This window comes from Pelistega sp. MC2, from assembly GCF_900099475.1.
GTDB lineage: Bacteria > Pseudomonadota > Gammaproteobacteria > Burkholderiales > Burkholderiaceae_B > Taylorella > Taylorella indica.
Genome location: NZ_LT628275.1, coordinates 965,704 through 985,272 on the forward strand (window position 1 = coordinate 965,704; position 19,569 = coordinate 985,272).

At 38.3% G+C, this 19,569-nt stretch carries 17 protein-coding genes and 1 pseudogene; 14 read left to right on the forward strand and 4 right to left on the reverse strand.

What is annotated here, in order from left to right; all coding sequences use genetic code 11:
• Nucleotides 1-61 precede the first annotated feature (61 nt).
• Genes alaC through thrC form a run of 3 tightly spaced genes read left to right on the forward strand, consistent with a single transcriptional unit; the run spans nt 62 to nt 3,959 of the window.
• The gene (gene alaC, locus BQ4443_RS10220; protein ID WP_071058887.1) at nt 62-1,249 is read left to right on the forward strand and encodes an alanine transaminase; all 1,188 of its coding nucleotides are present in this window, start codon (nt 62-64) and stop codon (nt 1,247-1,249) included.
• Nucleotides 1,246-2,559 carry a homoserine dehydrogenase gene (locus tag BQ4443_RS10225; RefSeq protein ID WP_023949056.1) on the forward strand — a complete coding sequence of 438 codons (1,314 nt, stop codon included), beginning with the start codon at nt 1,246-1,248 and terminating at the stop codon, nt 2,557-2,559. The genes alaC and BQ4443_RS10225 overlap by 4 nt, the downstream gene beginning before the upstream one ends.
• Nucleotides 2,556-3,959: a threonine synthase gene (gene thrC, locus BQ4443_RS10230; RefSeq protein WP_071058889.1), complete on the forward strand. Its 1,404-nt coding sequence runs from the start codon at nt 2,556-2,558 to the stop codon at nt 3,957-3,959. The genes BQ4443_RS10225 and thrC overlap by 4 nt, the downstream gene beginning before the upstream one ends.
• A gap of 506 nt (nt 3,960-4,465) precedes the next feature.
• Here the strand turns inward: thrC and BQ4443_RS12700 are convergent.
• Nucleotides 4,466-4,924, reverse strand: a pseudogene (locus BQ4443_RS12700) (DUF2778 domain-containing protein).
• Nucleotides 4,925-5,567: 643 nt separating this feature from the next.
• Between BQ4443_RS12700 and BQ4443_RS10240 the strand changes: the two are divergent.
• Nucleotides 5,568-6,764: an NnrS family protein gene (locus tag BQ4443_RS10240; RefSeq protein ID WP_023949058.1), complete on the forward strand. Its 1,197-nt coding sequence runs from the start codon at nt 5,568-5,570 to the stop codon at nt 6,762-6,764.
• A gap of 65 nt (nt 6,765-6,829) precedes the next feature.
• On the opposite strand, the gene BQ4443_RS10245 is transcribed toward BQ4443_RS10240, so the two are convergent.
• Nucleotides 6,830-7,708, reverse strand: coding sequence for a squalene/phytoene synthase family protein (locus BQ4443_RS10245; protein WP_071058891.1), 879 nt, complete (start codon nt 7,706-7,708; stop codon nt 6,830-6,832).
• Between the two features lie 256 nt (nt 7,709-7,964).
• On the opposite strand from BQ4443_RS10245, the gene BQ4443_RS10250 reads away from it, so the two are divergent.
• Entirely contained in the window at nt 7,965-9,251 is a 1,287-nt protein-coding gene (locus BQ4443_RS10250) for a dicarboxylate/amino acid:cation symporter (protein WP_023949062.1), read from the forward strand.
• Between the two features lie 435 nt (nt 9,252-9,686).
• Here BQ4443_RS10250 and BQ4443_RS10255 read toward each other — a convergent pair whose 3' ends face one another.
• Both BQ4443_RS10255 and BQ4443_RS10260 read right to left on the reverse strand, forming a co-directional pair.
• Nucleotides 9,687-10,106, reverse strand: a complete 420-nt coding sequence (locus BQ4443_RS10255; protein WP_071058894.1) for a DoxX family protein — start codon at nt 10,104-10,106, stop codon at nt 9,687-9,689.
• A gap of 340 nt (nt 10,107-10,446) precedes the next feature.
• Nucleotides 10,447-11,139: a cysteate racemase gene (locus BQ4443_RS10260; protein ID WP_071058896.1), complete on the reverse strand. Its 693-nt coding sequence runs from the start codon at nt 11,137-11,139 to the stop codon at nt 10,447-10,449.
• A 118-nt stretch (nt 11,140-11,257) separates the two neighbouring features.
• On the opposite strand from BQ4443_RS10260, the gene alr reads away from it, so the two are divergent.
• From alr to BQ4443_RS10305, 9 genes are all read left to right on the forward strand, one after another.
• Entirely contained in the window at nt 11,258-12,400 is a 1,143-nt protein-coding gene (gene alr, locus BQ4443_RS10265; RefSeq protein WP_071058898.1) for an alanine racemase, read from the forward strand.
• A 44-nt stretch (nt 12,401-12,444) separates the two neighbouring features.
• Nucleotides 12,445-13,803, forward strand: a complete 1,359-nt coding sequence (gene radA / locus BQ4443_RS10270; RefSeq protein ID WP_023949068.1) for a DNA repair protein RadA — start codon at nt 12,445-12,447, stop codon at nt 13,801-13,803.
• Nucleotides 13,804-13,933: 130 nt separating this feature from the next.
• Nucleotides 13,934-14,353 carry a group II truncated hemoglobin gene (locus BQ4443_RS10275; protein ID WP_071058900.1) on the forward strand — a complete coding sequence of 140 codons (420 nt, stop codon included), beginning with the start codon at nt 13,934-13,936 and terminating at the stop codon, nt 14,351-14,353.
• Nucleotides 14,346-15,068, forward strand: a complete 723-nt coding sequence (locus BQ4443_RS10280; RefSeq protein WP_071058902.1) for a 3-deoxy-D-manno-octulosonic acid kinase — start codon at nt 14,346-14,348, stop codon at nt 15,066-15,068. The genes BQ4443_RS10275 and BQ4443_RS10280 overlap by 8 nt, the downstream gene beginning before the upstream one ends.
• Before the next feature lie 89 nt (nt 15,069-15,157).
• A complete protein-coding gene (locus tag BQ4443_RS10285) occupies nt 15,158-16,264 on the forward strand; it encodes a polyamine ABC transporter substrate-binding protein (RefSeq protein ID WP_071058904.1) in 1,107 nt (368 codons plus the stop codon).
• Nucleotides 16,265-16,288: 24 nt separating this feature from the next.
• Nucleotides 16,289-17,413, forward strand: coding sequence for an ABC transporter ATP-binding protein (locus BQ4443_RS10290; RefSeq protein ID WP_023949076.1), 1,125 nt, complete (start codon nt 16,289-16,291; stop codon nt 17,411-17,413).
• Nucleotides 17,410-18,321 (forward strand): ABC transporter permease subunit, encoded by a 912-nt coding sequence (locus BQ4443_RS10295; protein WP_071058906.1) that lies wholly within the window; start codon nt 17,410-17,412, stop codon nt 18,319-18,321. Before BQ4443_RS10290 ends, BQ4443_RS10295 begins: the two co-directional genes overlap by 4 nt.
• Before the next feature lies 1 nt (nt 18,322).
• The gene (locus tag BQ4443_RS10300) at nt 18,323-19,120 is read left to right on the forward strand and encodes an ABC transporter permease subunit (RefSeq protein ID WP_023949077.1); all 798 of its coding nucleotides are present in this window, start codon (nt 18,323-18,325) and stop codon (nt 19,118-19,120) included.
• Nucleotides 19,117-19,482: a Spx/MgsR family RNA polymerase-binding regulatory protein gene (locus tag BQ4443_RS10305; RefSeq protein WP_023949079.1), complete on the forward strand. Its 366-nt coding sequence runs from the start codon at nt 19,117-19,119 to the stop codon at nt 19,480-19,482. Before BQ4443_RS10300 ends, BQ4443_RS10305 begins: the two co-directional genes overlap by 4 nt.
• Nucleotides 19,483-19,569 lie beyond the last annotated feature (87 nt).

Sequence of the window (19,569 nt, forward strand, 5' to 3'; positions counted from 1 at the left end):
TTCAAGCCTAAAATAAGCTATTTTTATAAGTTTATAATTTTAATTTTCTTAAGGTATGATCATGAGAAATTTCCCTCGCATTCAGCGTTTACCACCCTATGTATTTAATATTACTGGTGAGTTGAAAATGGCCGCGCGACGACGTGGGGAAGATATTATCGATATGTCTATGGGTAATCCAGATGGCTCTACACCAGAACATATCGTTAAAAAAATGGTTGAAGCCACATTACGACCAGATACTCACGGTTATTCCGTTTCTAAAGGTATTCCTCGTTTACGTAAAGCGATTACTGATTGGTACTTGCGTCGTTATGATGTTGCCTTTGATCCCGACTCAGAAGCGATTGTAACAATTGGTTCAAAAGAGGGCTTAGCACACTTAATGCTAGCTACATTGGATGAAGGGGATACTGTGCTAGTGCCAAATCCAAGTTATCCAATTCATATTTATGGCGCCGTTATTGCGGGAGCTAATGTGCGTTCAATCCCTATGGGACCAAATATTGATTTCTTTGCCGAAATTGAATCAGCTATTCACAATACATTCCCTAAACCTAAAATGTTGATTATTGGCTTCCCAAGCAATCCAACAGCACAATGTGTTGAGTTAGAGTTTTTTGAGCGTATTGTTAAGCTCGCTAGGGAAGAAAATATTATTGTTGTGCATGACCTTGCTTATGCAGATATTACTTTTGATGGTTATGTAGCACCTTCTATTATGCAGGTGCCCGGTGCCAAGGATGTGGCTGTTGAGTTTTTTACGATGAGTAAAAGCTATAATATGGCGGGTTGGCGTGTTGGTTTTATGGTAGGTAACGCAGAAATTGTTAATGCCTTAGCTCGTATTAAGTCTTACCATGATTATGGTACGTTTACGCCTATCCAAGTAGCATCAATAGCGGCATTAGAAGGTCCACAAGATTGTGTACATGAAGTTACTCAAGAGTATCAAAAACGTCGTGATGTGCTTGTCAAAGGTTTGCATGAAATAGGTTGGATGGTTGGTATCCCTAAAGCTTCTATGTATATCTGGGCAAAAATCCCAGAACAATATGCACATATGAAGTCATTGGAATTCTCTAAAAAATTATTAGCCCAAGCAAAAGTGGCTGTTTCACCGGGCATTGGTTTTGGTGAATTAGGTGATGATTATGTTCGTTTTGCTTTGATTGAAAACGAGCAGCGTACTAAGCAAGCATTACGTGGTATCAAGGAAATGTTTAAAAAGGATGGCTATCTGAAATGAGTCAGTTAAATCCCCTTAAGGTTGGTTTATTAGGTTTTGGTGTTGTGGGGAGTGGTACTTGGAATGTATTGACTCGTAATGCTGAAGAAATTGCACGTCGTGCAGGGCGTCATATTGAAATTGTTAGAATTGCTACAAGAACGCCTGCTAAAGCTATCAATGTTGTTGGTGCCGCAGTGCCAGTTGATAATGATTTAATGACTGTTGTTAATGATCCTGATATTGATATCGTGGTTGAATTAATCGGTGGCACGACTCTAGCAAAAGAGCTTGTGCTTAAAGCGATTGAAAATGGTAAACATGTGGTCACAGCCAATAAAGCATTATTGGCAATGCATGGGAATGAGATTTTTGCCGCCGCTAGCAATAAAAAAGTGATTGTTGCCTTTGAGGCAGCGGTTGCTGGGGGTATTCCGATTATTAAGTCTGTTCGTGAAGGATTAACAGCTAATCGTATCCAATGGTTGGCTGGTATTATTAATGGTACGACAAACTTTATTCTGACAGAAATGCGAGAGAAGGGGTTGCCATTTGCGGATGTACTTAAAAAAGCTCAAGAGTTAGGCTATGCAGAAGCAGATCCTACATTTGATATTGAAGGTGTTGATGCCGCTCATAAATTAGCCATTTTGGCTTCGATTGCTTTTGGTATTCCTGTGCAGTTTGACAAAGTCTATGTTGAGGGTATCAGTCATTTAGCACAAGAAGATGTAGTGGCAGCAGATCGTCTCGGTTACCGTATCAAATTACTAGGTTTAGCTATTCGACGTGAAAAGGGTATTGAGTTAAGAGTTCATCCTTGTTTAGTACCTAAAAATAAGCTTATTGCTAATGTTGAAGGGGCAATGAATGCGGTAGTGGTTAAAGGGGATGCTATTGGCGAGACGCTTTACTATGGTGCCGGAGCTGGCTCAGAACCAACAGCCTCAGCGGTGGTAGCAGATTTGGTTGATGTGACACGTTTACATACGGCTGACCCAGAAAATCGTGTCCCGCATTTGGCATTCCAAGCAGATGCTTTAGCTGATTATCCGATTTTACCGATAGAAGAAGTTATTTCCTCTTATTATTTACGACTAGGTGTAGAGGATAGACCTGGCGTGATGGCGGATATTGCTAAAGTATTAGCAAGTCATCAAATTTCCATTAGCTCTATGATACAGGACAATAAAGGCGAGAATCAGGCGTCAATTATTTTCTTGACACACAATGCTAAAGAAGGTGATGTGCTGGCAGCAATTAAACAAATTGAGGGCTTAGATTTTGTTCGCTCTGCGATTACACATCTGCGCATGGAGAATTTATCATGAAATATGTATCTACCCGAGGAGGTGGTCAAGCTGTTAATTTTTCCGATATCTTGTTAGAAGGATTAGCAAGAGACGGTGGCTTGGCTATGCCAGAAATCATGCCTCAAGTGAGTGCGGATATGTTGGAGCAATGGCGTCAATTATCCTATGCAGATTTGGCAACAGAAGTATTAAGCCTATTCATTACGGATATTCCTAAAGATGATTTACATCAATTAGCTCATAAGAGTTATAACAAACAAGCGTTTGGTTCTGATGAGATTGTGCCTATTAAGAAATTAGATGATCAAATTAGTTTGGTGGGATTATCAGAGGGACCGACATTAGCATTCAAAGATATGGCAATGCAGTTTTTAGGCAATATTTTTGAATATGTTCTAGCTAAGCGTGGCGCAACCTTGAATATTCTTGGGGCTACATCTGGCGATACAGGATCAGCGGCAGAATATGCATTGCGTGGCAAAAAAGGTATTAAGGTATTTATGTTGTCACCTTTTGGCCGTATGAGCGAATTTCAACGTGCACAAATGTACTCTTTACAAGATGAAAATATTTTTAATTTATCTGTTAAAGGTGTTTTCGATGAGTGTCAGGATATTGTTAAGGCATTGGGGAATGACTTAGCGTTCAAAGAGCACTATCATTTAGGTGCGGTGAACTCTATTAATTTTGGGCGTATTTCAGCTCAGGTGGTTTATTATTTCTGGGCGTGGTTGCGTGTGACAAGCCAATCAGATGAACAGGTCTCATTTACTGTGCCGTCAGGAAATTTTGGCAATATATTATCAGGCCATATTGCTCGTATGATGGGATTGCCAATTCGGCATTTGGTAGTGGCTACCAACGAAAATAATGTGTTGGAAGAGTTTTTCCGTACAGGGATTTATCGTCCTCGTTCAGCCGCCAATACGTATGCTACATCTAGTCCTTCAATGGATATTTCTAAAGCGTCAAATTTTGAGCGATTTATTTATCATTTATTGGATAGTGACGGTACTAAGGTTAAAGCTCTTTGGGATAGCTTAGCACAACAGGGTGAGTTTGATTTATCAACGATGAAGCCATTATTTGAGGAAAAATATGGCTTTGTGGCTGGTATGAGTACTCATGCTGATCGTCTAGCAACGATTAAGCACGAGTTTGAACAGCATGGTTACTTGATGGATCCACATACCGCGGATGGTGTAAAAGTGGCGAGAGAACACCTAGAAGAGGGGGTGAAAATGTTGGTCCTAGAAACTGCATTACCCGCTAAATTTACTGAAACGATACAAGAGGCTATTGGTCAGCCAGCACCAATCCCTGAACATCTCAAAGGATTGAAAAATCTTCCTCAACGAGTGGATGTTGTTGATTGTGATGTAGAAGTGGTGAGAAAATATATGCAAGAGAGAATTTAAGGCTATCTTTTAATTTTATTCTCACTATAAATCCCCCCATAGAGTGGTTACAACCCTTTATGGGGGATTTTTCATGGTGAGTATAGTTTTTATTTAGCCTCTGACGGATAGATAAGATACTAGAGTTGTGCTATCTGAGTTTAGTAAATATTAATTAGTATTTTAGGGGTAGGAAAGGTTGAATATGTTAGGGTAAAGAATTTTCTTGATTATTTTTGTAATCTTATTTTTTTATGATGATTTGCGTTTTGACGTTATTAAATGATAAATTGCATAAATCACCAATACCATAATACTCACATTGATAGTAGAACCAACAAGATAATATAAATCTGTAAGGGTTTCTTGTCCACAATAGTTTTCAATAGGTCTACAGACAGAAAAAAGAAAAAATATAAACCATTCAGGATATACAGGAAAAAAACTCTCGTATCTTATCCATAAAAACATATGGGTTAAAATAGCTATAACATACAGAAATAATTTCAGAAGAAAGAAGTATTTTTTCATGAAACTGCCACAATACCATAAGTTAAATATGCTGAGTTAGGAATGGGATATTTAGGTGAGTTAAGAATATAGTTACGAATTTGAGAGTAATCATTCATATTATCAATAGTTATGCAACCTTCACTAATTCCAAGCCGTCCTTTAGGGTGTAAACGAAACTGACCTCTTTTAATAGAATCACAAAATACAAAATCATCAACTTGGTCATCTTTTTTATAGAGGGCAAACCACTCTCTTTTATTAGAAAAAAGCTCTCTTATTTGACTAAGTCTCCCACCTGACTATCTATCGACAATATAATATGTCCCAATTGGAATTGGACCAATTTTCGCTAAACAAATATATTGAGATTTATTTCTATAATCTGCCATTCCTGAAAAGGCATCATATTTGTTTCCATTAATCTCTAAGCTACTCATCTCCTTTGAGTTTAATTTGAATTTGGCATTTATCATATTTTCTCTTCGCTTAAATAAAAACGCATTAAAAATTACTTCACTGTGCTAAGTGTAGATTAAATAAGAGCTCAAGACAATATAAAAAATTATGCAATTTATTTTTAAATCTAATTAGTAATAGTGTAGGCGTTATATATTAAACTGATTATGCTTAGGGTCTATTTTTTGCGAGATAATGACTAAATAAATTGTTTCTAAATTAATCAGATATTGGGAAATATTTCATAATAAATAATAATATTGTAAATAATGAGCCAAATAGAGCTAAATAACCTGTAAATGTAAAGTCTTGGTTTTTTGAATTGAGTAGCAACAGAAGCCCCCCATAGAGTGGTTACAACCCTTTATGGGGGATTTTTCATGGTGAGTACAGTTTTGTTTCGTGAAAGGGTATTGTGAGAAGTTATGGGGAAGTGCGTATTAAAGCATGGCCTGTTAAATAGGTGTTGGTATTAAAAGACTATATGATGAGTTTATCTACGATGAAGAAAAACTTATCATTTATCAATTGTTTTTAGTCTATTTCCGATTAAAATAGTCGGGTAAAGAACTTATCGATCACTGCGTGTTTTTAGGTGAAGATAAAGAATTTTTAAAGAAGTGTTTTTAATACGTTTTTATTTTTAATTGGGGTATTGATATGGGATTAGTACAGATAGAGATACCAAGTCCGTCAAAGCGTCAATCTTCACGCTTTGAGGTATTTTTTGCATTGGGGTTTAGACCTCTTTATTTACTCTGTGCCATTTGGGCAGTGATTTCGATCGCTATATGGATATTTGCACCTTCTTATTTGATGGGACAAATGAATAATGTATGGTGGCATGCTCACGAGATGCTATGGGGGTTTGTAGCGTCTATTGCCGTTGCTTTTTTACTAACAGCCAGTGCTACATGGACAGGCTCTAATCCACTTAAATCTTGGCCTTTAGCAAGTTTATGTGGGTTATGGCTAATCGCTCGTATAGCTTATCTTATTCCCGGCAATATACCTTTCTTTATTGCTGGTGTATCAGATGTGGCATTCTTCTTATATGCAGCATGGGCATTGGCAAAAGTGCTGTTAAAAGCTAAAAGTAAGCAAAACTATCCTCTTGCTATTGCGTTAATTGGCCTAGGCTTAGCGAATGCGAGTTACCTTATCACTGTGTATATAGGTCGATTTGATTTATTGCGTACTGGTTTTGCTATTGGTATGTTAGTGATGAGTTATATTGCCTTGTTAATTGGTCGTCGAGTTATTCCGTTTTTTGCCCAACGAGGTGCAGGTTTAGATATTCCCCGTAGTGAAAAATCTGGTCGATACCAATTATGGATAGCTATTGTTGCAGTAGCTTGTTTGATTGTTGGTTTAGAAGAAGTGACAGGGATTGCATTGATTGCATTGGGTATTATTACCTTGTATCAATTATATACTTGGAAACCATTAGGTGTTTGCAAGGTGCCATTACTATGGGTGTTATATATTGCCTATGCTTTCTTAGGTATTGGTTTTATTATTTCTTCTTTATATTTCCTTCCTTTGCAATTAGGTATTCCTCCCGCAACGTTCGTACATTTTGTCGGCATGGGAGGCTTTTCGGTCATGATTATCGGTATGATGACTAGAACAGCATTAGGTCATACTGGCCGTCCATTGAAAGCCAGTAAATTGATGGTGGTAGCGTATGTCTGCGTTATTTTGGCAACAGTAATCAGGTTAGTCGCTATTTTTGTACCTTTTGCTACACCTTTATTGCATATAGCAGCAACGCTATGGATTATCGCTTTTGGCGCATATGTTTACCAATATGGTCCATACCTCACTAAACCTAGAGCTGATGGTAGACCTGGTTAGAGGGTAGGCGAGTTACAGTAGTAGATTAGGCTTAGTCAGAAGTAGGTCGGTATTAATTTATACCATTACATCCCAAAATAACGACCTTGGCTAAGCCAAACTTTTGAAGCAGTGAGTAGTTTTGAGACAGGAGAGAGACTTATTCCTTTATCCAAGACTCGCCACTGATCTTTTTCTAAGGCTTTTAGTAGTTTTAAACATAAGTTAGCCTTGATAAGGCAAGGACGTAATGCTTGACGACTTTCGGGTGCTAAATAAGGAAGTGCTTCTTTGAAAAGCTGTCTGGCATAGTTACCTTGAGCTTGCATAAACACTCTGAACTCATCAGAATATTTTGCATTTAGAATATCCGCTGCTTTTATTTGATGTTCACGTAAAAAATCCATGGGAATATAGATGCGTCCTTGAGTAGCATCTTGACCTAGTCCTCTGAGCAAATGCGTAAAATGAATAGCCACCCCAAGCTTTTGTGCAAAACGGATATTTTGTTCATTGGTTGGCGCTAAGACTTGTGTAATTAAACAAGCAAAAGCACCTGATTGCATCGTGCAAAAATTCTTAAGGCTTGTCCAGTCTAGATAACGATTATGTGATAAATCCATTTCAACAGATTCGACAATATAATCAAAATATTGTTTTTTAAGGTCATACTTTTTGATGGTAGCGACCAATGCTTGTGAGATTGGGTGTTCAGGTTTACCATGAAAAAGTTGCTCAATTTCATTTTTCCACCAAGAAAGCTTCAAACGTGCCACAGAGCTTTCTGTGCTGATGTATAGAACGTTTGAAATCTCATGGAAAAAAGCATGTAATAACTTTATGTCTTTTTGTGTGTCTTGAGCTAAAAATAAATAAGCGTAGTAGGCACTTGATCCATATTTATAGGTTTTTTCATCACTGTATTGATCTTGAATAGAGGGTTCTGGTGCGGAATGAGGGCACATAGTTTTATTCAGCTACAAAAATTCCTATTATATAAGTTCTTTATTATGAAGAAAGAATTTCCTTAATTTTTGATGGGAGATGCACAATTATTTCGTTAAGAATTATAATCTTTCGGTCTGAACGTTATCGTTGCTTGGACTGTGGCAATAGGGGGTTATGTATCAAGTCATCGATTTATCATTGCAGTGATTATCATGATTGAATCTCATATTGTTATATTCACATTTTGTTGTATCTTGTTTTAAGGATTTTTCTATGTCTGCAATTAAAGGCATTTTTTCGGCTTACTTTAAGATTAACCTTTTGGTTAAAATTCTAGTTGGTCTAGTGCTGGGTGCTATTGTGGGATTGTTATTTCAAAACAATCCTGAGATGATTAGCTTTTTAACGCCTTTTGGTGATTTATTTATTCGTTTATTAAAAATGATTATGGTGCCTGTTATTGCATGCACTTTGATTGTTGGCGCTAGTACAATTGCTCCTGCTCACCTTGGACGTATTGGGGGAAAATTAGTTCTCTACTACATGATGACTTCTTTCTTTGCGATTGTCATTGGGCTATTCGTAGGTGCTGTACTTCAACCAGGTACAGGTTTAACGCTTTCGGCTATTGAGGGCAAGGCAAAAACAGCACAATCTCCAAGTGTGGTCGATATTTTATTAAATATTGTTCCTACAAATCCCTTTAATGCGATAGCAGAAGGACAAGTGTTGCCTATTATTTTCTTTTGTTTAATGTTTGGTTTGGCATTAGCTTTTGGTCGTGATAGCCAAGATGAAACAGTTAAAAAAGCCTCTGATTTAGTTTATTTATTTATTGAAGGGGTCAGCCAAGCGATGTTTAAAATTGTCGGTTGGGTGATGCAATATGCTCCTTTCGGTGTGTTTGCGTTAATTTTTATCGTATTCTCTAAAAACGGTGCAACAGCATTTGGTCCTTTGGCTAATGTAACAGCTAGTGTTTATATTGGTTTAGTTCTACAAGTAGTTATTGTTTACTTTGGTACTTGCTTATTGATGGGATTAAGTCCTATTCGCTTCTTATCAAAAGTGCGTCACCCAATGGTTACCGCCTTTGTGACACGCTCATCTGGTGCGACCTTACCAGTATCAATTGATGCGGCAGAGAAAATGGGTGTGCCAAAAGCGATTTATGGCTTTGGTTTACCAGTAGGTGCTACCATTAACATGGACGGAACAACGATTTATCTTGGTGTTTGCGCCATCTTTATTGCGAATGCTGTTGGTGTACCACTTGATTTTTCTAGCCAATTAACCATTGTGTTAACAGCTGTATTAGCGTCTATCGGTACTGCTGGTGTGCCTGGTGCTGGGGCTATTATGTTGTTAATGGTATTAGAGTCTGTAGGTTTAAAAGTAGAGGCGGGCAGTACCGTTGCGGTTGCCTATGGCATGATTCTTGGTATTGATGCTTTATTAGATATGGGTCGTACTTCGATGAATGTGGTTGGTGATATGGCAGGTGTTGTTGCTGTCGCTAAAAGTGAAAAGCAACTCGATTTAGATAGATGGAATAGCTAGGACCAAAAATAGTCCCTGCGGACTATTTTTAGCCAAGCTATTCTGAGAGCCTCTGGCTCGAAGTGGACGAGCTAGGACCAAAAATAGTCCGTGTGGATGAAACCAGACTAAAAAGAGTCCATTGAGGACTCTTTTTTGACGGTTGAATCTGAGTGACCTGTAAGTCACGAAGTGGGCGAAACCAGACTAAAAAGAGTCCATTGAGGACTCTTTTTTGACGGTTGAATCTGAGTGACCTGTAAGTCACGAAGTGGGCGAAACCAGACTAAAAAGAGTCCATTGAGGACTCTTTTTTGACGGTTGAATCTGAGTGACCTATGAGTCACGAAGTGGGCGAAACCAGACTAAAAAGAGTCCATTGAGGACTCTTTTTTGACGGTTGAATCTGAGTGACCTGCGAGTCACGAAGTGGGCGAGCTAGGACCAAAAATCAGCTTACTTTGCTAGTTTTGCGTCTAATGAGAGTTTACCAGCACCTGTATACATTAATAATAAGAAAGCTAAGCTATATAAAGCAGCGGCTTCTCCTTTGTTCAGTAATGGAACTAACACATTACCAGCAGGAGCTGCATGGAACATAAAGTAAGCAACTGCCATTTGACCAGCAAGTACAAAAGCTGTCGCTCGTGTAAATAATCCTAGTATTAATAAAATACCGCCACCAATTTCTAAAATACCAGCCAAACCAAAAATAGAAAATAATGCCACAGAGCCGTTACTACCAGTCATTGATAGAGGGTATTCAAAAAATTTAGATGTACCATGTAATAGATACATATACCCGATTAGAACACGAGTAATAAGTAGGATAAATGGGCTTAGTTGATTGGATAGTTTTTCAAAAAAAGAATTCATTGTATGTTCCTTTGCATAGATTAAAAGTAATCAATGACGACTATTATCAAGGTTTTATAATAATAAATGAAGATATGATATGAATTGATTCTTTTCTTAAAAAGAAAAGATGGAGTTATTGAAGTTAATTTGCTAAAAAATTAAATAAAGCATAAAAAATGGACGGTACTTAATACTAATATGCTGTGTATGGCGTGTTATGCTTTATGTGTTAATACTTTAAGCATTAGGCATATTAGTAAGTACCATCCATCGTCAGATTGTCAATATCTTGTGATTGTTCGATGATGAACTATAGTTTTCACAATTAATCACTTATGAATGATTAATTAAAGGGTCATTATTTTTCGTTGTACCAATGAATTGCCCGTTTTACTAATAGGAGCGTTGCATCCAAATAGCGTTCAGGTGTTGCTGTAGCTTCTTTTGATAAAATAATAGGTACTTCTGTACAGCCTAGAATAATGGCTTCTGCCCCTTGAGCGAACAAATTATCTTTTTGTTTACTCATAATCTCGTGAGCTTTGTCAAAATTGCCTGCTTTAAGCGTATAAATGCTTTCCATCACGAGTGCTTGATCTTCTGGACTAGGTTCGATATACGTTAAACCACGCTTTTCAATTTCTTGCTTATATAAACCTGTTGTTAAAGTTGCATTGGTGGCTAATATACCAATCTTTTTTAAACCTGACTGAAGAGCAGCATCTGCTGTAGTCTCAATCATGCTTAGAATAGGAACAGAAGATGATGCTTGTAAATCTTTATGCCAATAGTGTGCCGTATTACAAGCAATCACAATACATTTTGCACCAGCAGAAATAAGACGATTTACATAATCTTGCATGGCAGGCAGTGGTGATGGCCCTCCTTTTAATAGGGCAGTACTACGGTCTGGAATATCAGGAATAGAGGAAATCAGTAACGGAATATGTTCTTGGTCACAACTCGCAGGTGTTAATTGAATAAATTTTTGGAACATATCTGCTGTGGCAGCGGGACCCATTCCGCCCAAGATGCCGATAATTTTTTTCATGGAAACTTCCTTGTAACTTCTATAAAGATTTTTCTATCCATCTGATGTATTGATGAGATGCATTATAATAGCTCTTTCTCTATGGAAAGAAAAGAATAACCGTAACGGAGAGATTCCTATGCCACGTCCTATATTGGCGACTATTTCTACTTCAGCGATGGCGCATAATTTGTCGCAAGTCAAAGCAAGAATTGAGTTCGCTAGAAAAGTCCATTCATCAATCAATCAACAGTGTCTTTCTAAAATTGTAGCGGTGATTAAAGCTAATGCCTATGGACATGGTACGTTAAATGCGTTGATAGGCTTTAAGGCAGCGGACGCACTCGGCATGATTGATTTGGTGGATGGCATTCTTTGCCGTGATAATGGCTGGACAAAACCAATCATATTGCTAGAAGGTTTTTTCGACTCTCAAGACATTGAGATATTACAGCACTATCAATTGACCACAGCTATTCATCATCAGGCACAAATTGCCTATCTCAATGAGGCAAAAAATGTTGGCAAACCAATTGATGTATTAGTTAAGTTTAATACAGGGATGAATCGTTTAGGGTTTCACATAGATCAAGCCAAAGACGTATTAGTTCAACTCAATGAATTAAAAGCTAAAGGAATTGTAGGACGTATCGGTGCCATGTCTCATTTTGCTAATGCAGATTTAGAGAGTATTTATGTGAATGATGCGGCACAAAAAATCCTAGCTATAGCTCCTCAGTTTGATGGACAGCTAAGTATATGTAACTCAGCGGCAAGTATTCGCTATCCTTATTTAGCGTTGCAACATCACGAGAATTGGGTTCGTCCTGGAATTTGTTTGTATGGGTCATCTCCCTTTGATACTGAGCTTTCTCAATATCCTTCAGTCGATTTTAGACCTACGATGACGCTTGAGGCGAAGGTGATTGCGATTCAACAATTGAAGGCAGGAGATAAAGTAGGCTATGGTTCACTATTTACAGCGGATCAGCCCATGAAAATGGCTGTCGTGGCGTGTGGTTATGCTGACGGTTATCCTAGAAGTGCTCCACAAAATACGCCAGTAATGGTGGATGGTGTTGCAGCTAGTATTATTGGTCGAGTTTCAATGGATATGATAACTGTTGATGTGACCCATATTCCAAGTGCACAAGTGAATTCGCGAGTTGTGTTCTGGGGTGATGGCGGTCCAACCATTGATGAGGTTGCTAAGGCTACTGGTCGTATTGGCTATGAGATAATGTGTAATTTAGCAAAACGCGTACCTATTAAGGTTGTTTAAGTACAAACGATTTAAATTTAAAATTAAAGGCGAACAATAAATTTATGGCTAAAGCAAAAACCAGCTTTGTCTGTCAAGAGTGTGGTGGTGTTAGCACCAAATGGCAAGGGAAGTGTCCTCATTGCCACAGTTGGAATAGTATGGTGGAGTTTGTTGAGAAAAGTACTCCCTCAGGCATTAATCGTTTTGCACACCTAGCTGAATCTGCACCTGTCAAAATCTTATCCGAAGTGCAGGCTGCAGAGATACCACGGATAACAACAGGATTAAGTGAGCTTGACCGAGTATTAGGTGGTGGCTTAGTACCTGGTGGGGTGGTATTAATTGGTGGTGATCCTGGAATTGGTAAATCTACGCTATTGATTCAAGCATTGTCGTATTTGTCAGATCGCCATGATGTACTTTACGTTACTGGTGAGGAGTCTGCTGAACAAGTCGCTCTACGAGCACATCGTTTAGAATTAAATACTGATAAGGTTAAACTATTAGCAGAAATTCAGTTAGAGTCTATCCAACAAGCATTACAACAAGAAAAGCCTAAAATAGCGGTTATCGACTCCATTCAAACTTTGTTTTCAGGAGAATTAACAGCGGCTCCAGGATCTGTTTCTCAAGTAAGAGAATGTGCTGCACAGCTAACACGGATGGCAAAACAAAATGGTATAGCGATTGTTATGATTGGTCATGTTACCAAAGACGGCACCTTAGCTGGTCCAAGGGTACTAGAGCATATAGTAGATACAGTCTTGTACTTTGAAGGAGAAAGTGATTCAACCCACCGTCTCATTCGTGCATTTAAAAATCGTTTTGGTGCCGTGAATGAACTAGGTGTGTTTGTCATGACAGATAAAGGTTTAAAAGGAATTAATAATCCTTCCGCCATTTTCTTATCGCAACATAATGAAGATGTTTCGGGGTCTTGTGTGATGGCTACACAAGAGGGAACACGCCCTTTATTGGTGGAGATTCAAGCGTTGGTTGATACGGCGCATGTCCCTAATCCACGGCGTTTAAGTATTGGTTTAGATGGCAGTCGACTAGCTATGCTATTAGCCGTCTTAAATCGTCATGTTGGTGTGGCGACATTTGATCAAGATGTGTTTGTAAACGTGGTGGGTGGCGTTCGGATAACTGAAACAGCGGCAGATTTGCCTGTATTGCTATCGATATTATCGTCTATGCGAGATAAACCATTACCCAAAGGTTTATTGGCTTTTGGGGAAGTAGGTTTGGCTGGTGAAATTCGTCCTGCTTCTCGAGGTCAAGAACGATTAAAAGAGGCGGCAAAGTTAGGGTTTAAAATAGCGATGATTCCTAAGCATAATGCACCTAAGCAAAAAATTGAGGGACTTAAAATCTGGCCTGTTTCTCGTTTAGAAGAAGTGTTAGATTATTTACGATAATAATGCTTAACGGGGTAATACGTAGAGTAATACTCAGTGAGCAATGGTATCCAAAAAATAGAGCAAGAATTTTCCATGAAGTCTATAAAAAATGCAAAAACTATCGCACGTAATACACAGGTAATATTTTATGGTTAAAAAAGATATTCAAATGCCTACCCGTAAAGAATTGTTTACTTATTATGAGCGGTTAGGGGGGGAGCAAGCCGTAAGAGAACTAGTCGAAAGGTTTTATGATTTGATGGATTTAGAGCCTCAATTTAAAGAACTTCGTCAAACACATGGTGATTCGCTAGATTCTGCACGATTAAAATTATTTTTATTTTTAAGTGGTTGGCTAGGTGGACCAGATTTGTATGTAGAACAGTTTGGTCATCCACGGTTACGGGCGCGTCATTTACCGTTTTCCATTGGGATTATAGAACGAGATCAATGGCTAGCTTGTATGGCTCAGGCACTTGAGGATTGTGGTACTGAAGAAGAACTTAAAGACAGGCTGTTAACGGTTTTTTTTGGTGTGGCTGATTGGATGCGTAATCGAGATGATTGATTTTCCGTTAAGTTTGGCGACAGATTCAAGAATTTTATGTACTTGGCCTGAAATTGCCAAACAAATAGATGAGCGTTATTTTGCCTTGGGGGGTGTAAATACTACTCATTCCTTACCTTACTCATCAATTGTACCTGTGAGTGTAGGTGGACGTAATGCCGCTTGGTTTGTTACGCACTCTTTATTTAAAGGGGTGTTGCGTCATTATCGGCGTGGTGGATTAATTGGTAAGCTAATCAAAAAGGTCTATTTATGGCAGGGTGTGGAAAAGACTCGCTCTTGGTCAGAATACCGTGTAATGGCTTATTTGTATGCACAAAATGCGCCAGTACCACGTCCCATAGCCGCATTCTATCATCGTCAAGGTTTAACTTATGAAGCAGCCTTAATTACAGAGCAAGTGGAAAATGCTCAAACATTAATTGCTGTATTACAAAAAACCTCTCCTGATGACTATGCACAGCTTGCTCAGCAAGTGGTCACCGCAATTAAAAAAATGCATGCATTAAATGTTAATCATGCTGATCTTAATGCATTCAATATATTGATTAATCCACAGGGTGAAATTTATTTAATTGATTTTGATAAGGCTAAGGTGGAAACACAGCAGGGGATATGGTGCCAACATAACCTCCAACGCTTAGAAAGACATCTAAAAAAAGTGTTGGGAGAGCAAGGTTTGGCATTTATGTCTCATATTCACAAAAAATATTAAAAAAGATAGTAAAAAATCGTGCAAATAGTGAAAAAAGCCTTATTATTAACTTTCTACTTTTTTAACCTTTGTACATAGAGGGTCATTCAATGAAACTTAATTTTTTGGGTAAACTTTCTGTTGCGGCAGCCATTGTAGGTGCAACTTTTTCTACTTCATTAGCACAAGATAATAAAGTTGTTAATGTCTATAACTGGGCTGAATATACAGCGGATGATACGCTTCCAGGTTTTGAAAAAGCGACAGGTATTAAAGTTCGTTATGATACCTACGATACTAATGATATTTTGCAGGCAAAATTATTAACGGGTAATTCTGGTTATGATGTTGTAGTGCCATCTACTCACTACGCTGCTCGCCAAATTGAAGCAGGGTTATTACAAAAATTAGATAAAAGTAAAATTCCTAACTGGGCAAATCTAGATCAAAGCATCATGGATGTGGTGGCTCAAGTTGACCCAGGTAACCAATATTTGATTCCGTGGGGTTTCGGTACCAATGGTTTAGGCTATAACGTGACTAAAGTGAAAGAAATCTTCGGTGATAACGTTGATTTGGCTAACTGGGATATGTTGTTTAAACCTGAAAATGCTGAAAAATTAAAACAATGCGGTATCTCTGTACTAGATGAAGCGGCACAAGTGTTTCCTGCTGTATTGCACTACTTAGGTAAAGATCCTAACTCTGATAAACCTGAGGATTATCGCGAGGCATTGGCATTATTAAAACAACTCCGTCCATATATCCGTCAATTTAGCTCATCAGGCTATATTGATGAGTTAGCTTCTGGTGATTTATGTATGGTTTATGGCTTTAATGGTGATGTGCTAATTGCGGCTGATCGTGCGAAAGAAGCGAAGAAACCATTTACCGTGGATTACTTTATTCCAAAAGGTGGTGCACCAGTTTGGTTTGATACGATGGCAATTCCTAAAGATGCCAAAAACGTAGACGCAGCACATGCCTTTATTAACTATATTGAAACACCTGAAGTTCACGCAGCGATTACTAACGAAATGTTCTATCCGAATGCTAACAAGGCAGCTCGTGCTCATGTAAAACCTGAGATTGCTAATAATAAAATGTTATATCCTGACGAAGATGTAGCAAAAACATTATTTGTTATTAAGCCTCAGTCATTACAAATTTCTCGCTTACAAACACGTTTGTGGGCTGAGTTAAAATCAGGTAAATAAACTAAAAAGGGAAAGTAAGGCATTATGGAAGAAAGTCGCTTTACGACTCAAATGGGTGATCCCGATGAGTTTGTAAAATTAATTGATGTGGTTAAAATTTTCGGTGAAACAGTAGCTGTTAAATCAGTGAATTTATCTGTGCGCCGTAATGAAATTTTTGCTTTGTTAGGAAGTTCAGGATCTGGTAAATCAACACTATTACGTATGTTGGCAGGTTTTGAACAACCAACATCGGGTCAAATTTTACTGGATGGTGTCGATATTTCATTGGTACCTCCATACAAGCGACCAGTGAACATGATGTTCCAATCCTATGCCTTATTTCCTCATATGACGGTAGAGGCAAATGTTGCCTTTGGTCTTAAACAAGAGGGCGTGGATAAGCAAGAAATCCATGATCGCGTGTTTGAGGCGTTAGATTTAGTACAGATGGCGGGCTATGCTCGCCGTAAACCTTCACAGCTTTCTGGTGGTCAGCAACAGCGTGTTGCGTTGGCACGTAGTCTTGTCAAACGTCCAAAATTATTATTGCTTGATGAGCCTATGTCTGCACTTGATAAGCAAATTCGTGAAAAAACTCAAATCGAATTAGTGAAGATTCTTGATTCGGTTGGGGTAACGTGTATTATGGTGACGCACGACCAAGAAGAAGCAATGACAATGGCACATCGTTTAGCCGTCATGACGGATGGTCGTATTATTCAATCAGGTACGCCACATGAAGTATATACCTTCCCAAATTCACAATTTGTCGCGAGTTTTATTGGGTCAACAAATATTTTTACGGGCACAATTGTTGTGGATGAACCTGACCATGTTGTTATTGAGAGTGACGAATTAATGCGTCCCATGTATGTTAACCATGGTGTATCAGAGCCGTTAGGTATGGAAGTGTATATTTCTATCCGCCCTGAACAAATCCGTGTTTTACGTGACCAACCTGAAGATGAAACCAATGTAGGACATGGCATGGTCACTCACGTGGCATGGATGGGCTCTTATCTGCGTTATCAAATTCGTTTAGATGCGGGTAAAATCATTGAAGCGAGTGTACCAAATAGTCGTATTGGTCAAGATGAACCCCCAGGTATTGATGATGAGGTTTACATCACATGGGGTCCTGATAGTGGAACAGTATTACCGTCATGATTAATTTCTCAGCTCTTCTTAAAAAGATTACCCCTAGCCAAGATAACGTGGCGATTGTGCCTCCGTTTGCGTGGTTGGTTATTTTTTTATTGGTGCCTTTCTTTATCGTTTTAAAGATTAGTTTTGCAGAATCCACATTTGGTATTCCACCATATTCTTCTTTAATTGAATTTAAAGAGGGAGTGATTCGATTAGCGCTACATTTAGAAGGGTACATCTTATTATTTACTGATAGCCTTTTTGTTCATGCCTATATCAATTCACTGAAAATGGCAGCGATAACGACCATATTAGTAACTTTAATTGGTTACCCTATGGCGTATTACATTGCTCGATCAGAGCCAAAAACACGTAATTTATTATTACTGTTAGTGATTTTGCCTTTCTGGACATCATTGTTATTGCGTGTCTATGCTTGGGTGGGTATTTTACGTAATGAAGGCTTATTAAATAATTTCTTGATATGGTTAGGAGTGATTGATACACCGATTGAGATTTATCGTACAGATATTGCTGTGTATATTGGTTTAGTGTATACCTATTTGCCATTTTTTATCTTACCGTTATATACCAATTTATTAAAATTAGACCAACGTCTATTAGATGCTGCTTCTGATTTAGGGGCAAAACCATTTAGCACTTTTTTAAATATTACCTTGCCTCTTTCTATGCCGGGTGTTATTTCTGGGGCAATGCTAGTATTTATTCCTACTGTTGGTGAGTACGTCATACCTGAGCTCTTAGGAGGTACAGATACCTATATGATTGGTCGAGTGATGTGGGATCAATATTTTACAGATGCTAACTGGCCTGTGGCTGCTGCTGTGGCTGTAATAATGATTCTATTGTTATTAGTTCCTCTGGTGATTTATCAACATAGCCAGTCGCAATTAATGAAGGAGGACTAAGATGAAAGCTCATGGTTCTTGGTTTAAATGGCTAGCGTTAGGTCTTGGTTTTGCCTTCTTATATATTCCAATTATTAGCTTAGTAGTCTTTTCATTTAATGACTCAGCCTTGTCGTCATCTTGGTCGGGATTTTCTTTTAAATGGTATAAAAGCTTAATGGAAGACCAAGCACTGCTAAACGCAGCGTGGTTATCGTTTAAGATTGCGGTGATGTCAGCAACAATGGCGGTTATCGTAGGAACTTGGGCGGGTTATGTCCTAGCTCGCAAAGGTCCATTTAAAGGTTTCTCACTCTACATTGGGATGTTGAATGCACCATTAGTGATTCCTGATGTCATCCTAGGGATTTCTTTATTACTGATGATTATTGAGTTAAGAAATATTACTGGATTCCCTGAGAGTAATGGTGTATTTACTATTTGGCTAGGTCATGTCACTTTGTGTGTGGCATATGTATCCGTTGTAGTTTCTACTCGTGTTAGAGAGTTGGATAGATCGTTAGAAGAGGCGGCATTGGATTTGGGCGCTACGCCAAGAAGAGTATTCTTTTCTATCACGCTACCCTTGATTGCACCAGCCTTGGTATCGGCTTGGTTGTTAGCATTTACGTTATCATTAGATGATGTGGTAATTGCGTCTTTCCTTAACGGTCCAGGCTTTACTACTTTACCGATTGAAGTATTCTCACGTGTTCGTTTAGGTATAAAACCAGAAGTAAATGCGTTGGCCACTATTTTTATCGTGGTGGTGGGTACTATTGTTATTGTCGCTAATCGTTTTCAGGACAAAAACAAATGAGTTTACATATCTACGGATTAAAAAACTGCAGCACTTGTGTGAAAGCCCAAAAGTGGCTTTCTGCACAAGGTGTGGCGTTTGAGTTTCATGATTTACGTCAACAAGTACCGTCTTTTGATGAGCTTGCACGTTGGGCGGATAATGTAGGCTGGGATGCGTTAATCAATAAAAAATCGCAAACATGGCGTCAATTAACAGATGTACAAAAGGCGCTAACAGCACCTAATGATTTAAGTCAACTAGTGCAAGCTTATCCGTCATTATTAAAACGCCCTTTGTTGGAAAACACGCAGAATAACATGATGTTATTAGGTTTTTCAGAAGAGAGCTACCAGTCGCTATTAAGCTCACTCACTAGCTAATGAGGGTTAGTTTAGTATTATAGTTATCTATGAATATATAAGTTATTTATATTGGAATTAGGTAGATTTATAGCGCAAGACTTTTTC

Bases quoted from the DNA above. Each gene is read 5' to 3' on its own strand.
- alaC (WP_071058887.1), top strand. From the start codon at position 62: ATGAGAAATTTCCCTCGCATTCAGCGTTTACCACCCTATGTATTTAAT.
- BQ4443_RS10225 (WP_023949056.1), top strand. From the start codon at position 1,246: ATGAGTCAGTTAAATCCCCTTAAGGTTGGTTTATTAGGTTTTGGTGTT.
- thrC (WP_071058889.1), top strand. From the start codon at position 2,556: ATGAAATATGTATCTACCCGAGGAGGTGGTCAAGCTGTTAATTTTTCC.
- BQ4443_RS10240 (WP_023949058.1), top strand. From the start codon at position 5,568: ATGGGATTAGTACAGATAGAGATACCAAGTCCGTCAAAGCGTCAATCT.
- BQ4443_RS10245 (WP_071058891.1), bottom strand. From the start codon at position 7,708: ATGTGCCCTCATTCCGCACCAGAACCCTCTATTCAAGATCAATACAGT.
- BQ4443_RS10250 (WP_023949062.1), top strand. From the start codon at position 7,965: ATGTCTGCAATTAAAGGCATTTTTTCGGCTTACTTTAAGATTAACCTT.
- BQ4443_RS10255 (WP_071058894.1), bottom strand. From the start codon at position 10,106: ATGAATTCTTTTTTTGAAAAACTATCCAATCAACTAAGCCCATTTATC.
- BQ4443_RS10260 (WP_071058896.1), bottom strand. From the start codon at position 11,139: ATGAAAAAAATTATCGGCATCTTGGGCGGAATGGGTCCCGCTGCCACA.
- alr (WP_071058898.1), top strand. From the start codon at position 11,258: ATGCCACGTCCTATATTGGCGACTATTTCTACTTCAGCGATGGCGCAT.
- radA (WP_023949068.1), top strand. From the start codon at position 12,445: ATGGCTAAAGCAAAAACCAGCTTTGTCTGTCAAGAGTGTGGTGGTGTT.
- BQ4443_RS10275 (WP_071058900.1), top strand. From the start codon at position 13,934: ATGGTTAAAAAAGATATTCAAATGCCTACCCGTAAAGAATTGTTTACT.
- BQ4443_RS10280 (WP_071058902.1), top strand. From the start codon at position 14,346: ATGATTGATTTTCCGTTAAGTTTGGCGACAGATTCAAGAATTTTATGT.
- BQ4443_RS10285 (WP_071058904.1), top strand. From the start codon at position 15,158: ATGAAACTTAATTTTTTGGGTAAACTTTCTGTTGCGGCAGCCATTGTA.
- BQ4443_RS10290 (WP_023949076.1), top strand. From the start codon at position 16,289: ATGGAAGAAAGTCGCTTTACGACTCAAATGGGTGATCCCGATGAGTTT.
- BQ4443_RS10295 (WP_071058906.1), top strand. From the start codon at position 17,410: ATGATTAATTTCTCAGCTCTTCTTAAAAAGATTACCCCTAGCCAAGAT.
- BQ4443_RS10300 (WP_023949077.1), top strand. From the start codon at position 18,323: ATGAAAGCTCATGGTTCTTGGTTTAAATGGCTAGCGTTAGGTCTTGGT.
- BQ4443_RS10305 (WP_023949079.1), top strand. From the start codon at position 19,117: ATGAGTTTACATATCTACGGATTAAAAAACTGCAGCACTTGTGTGAAA.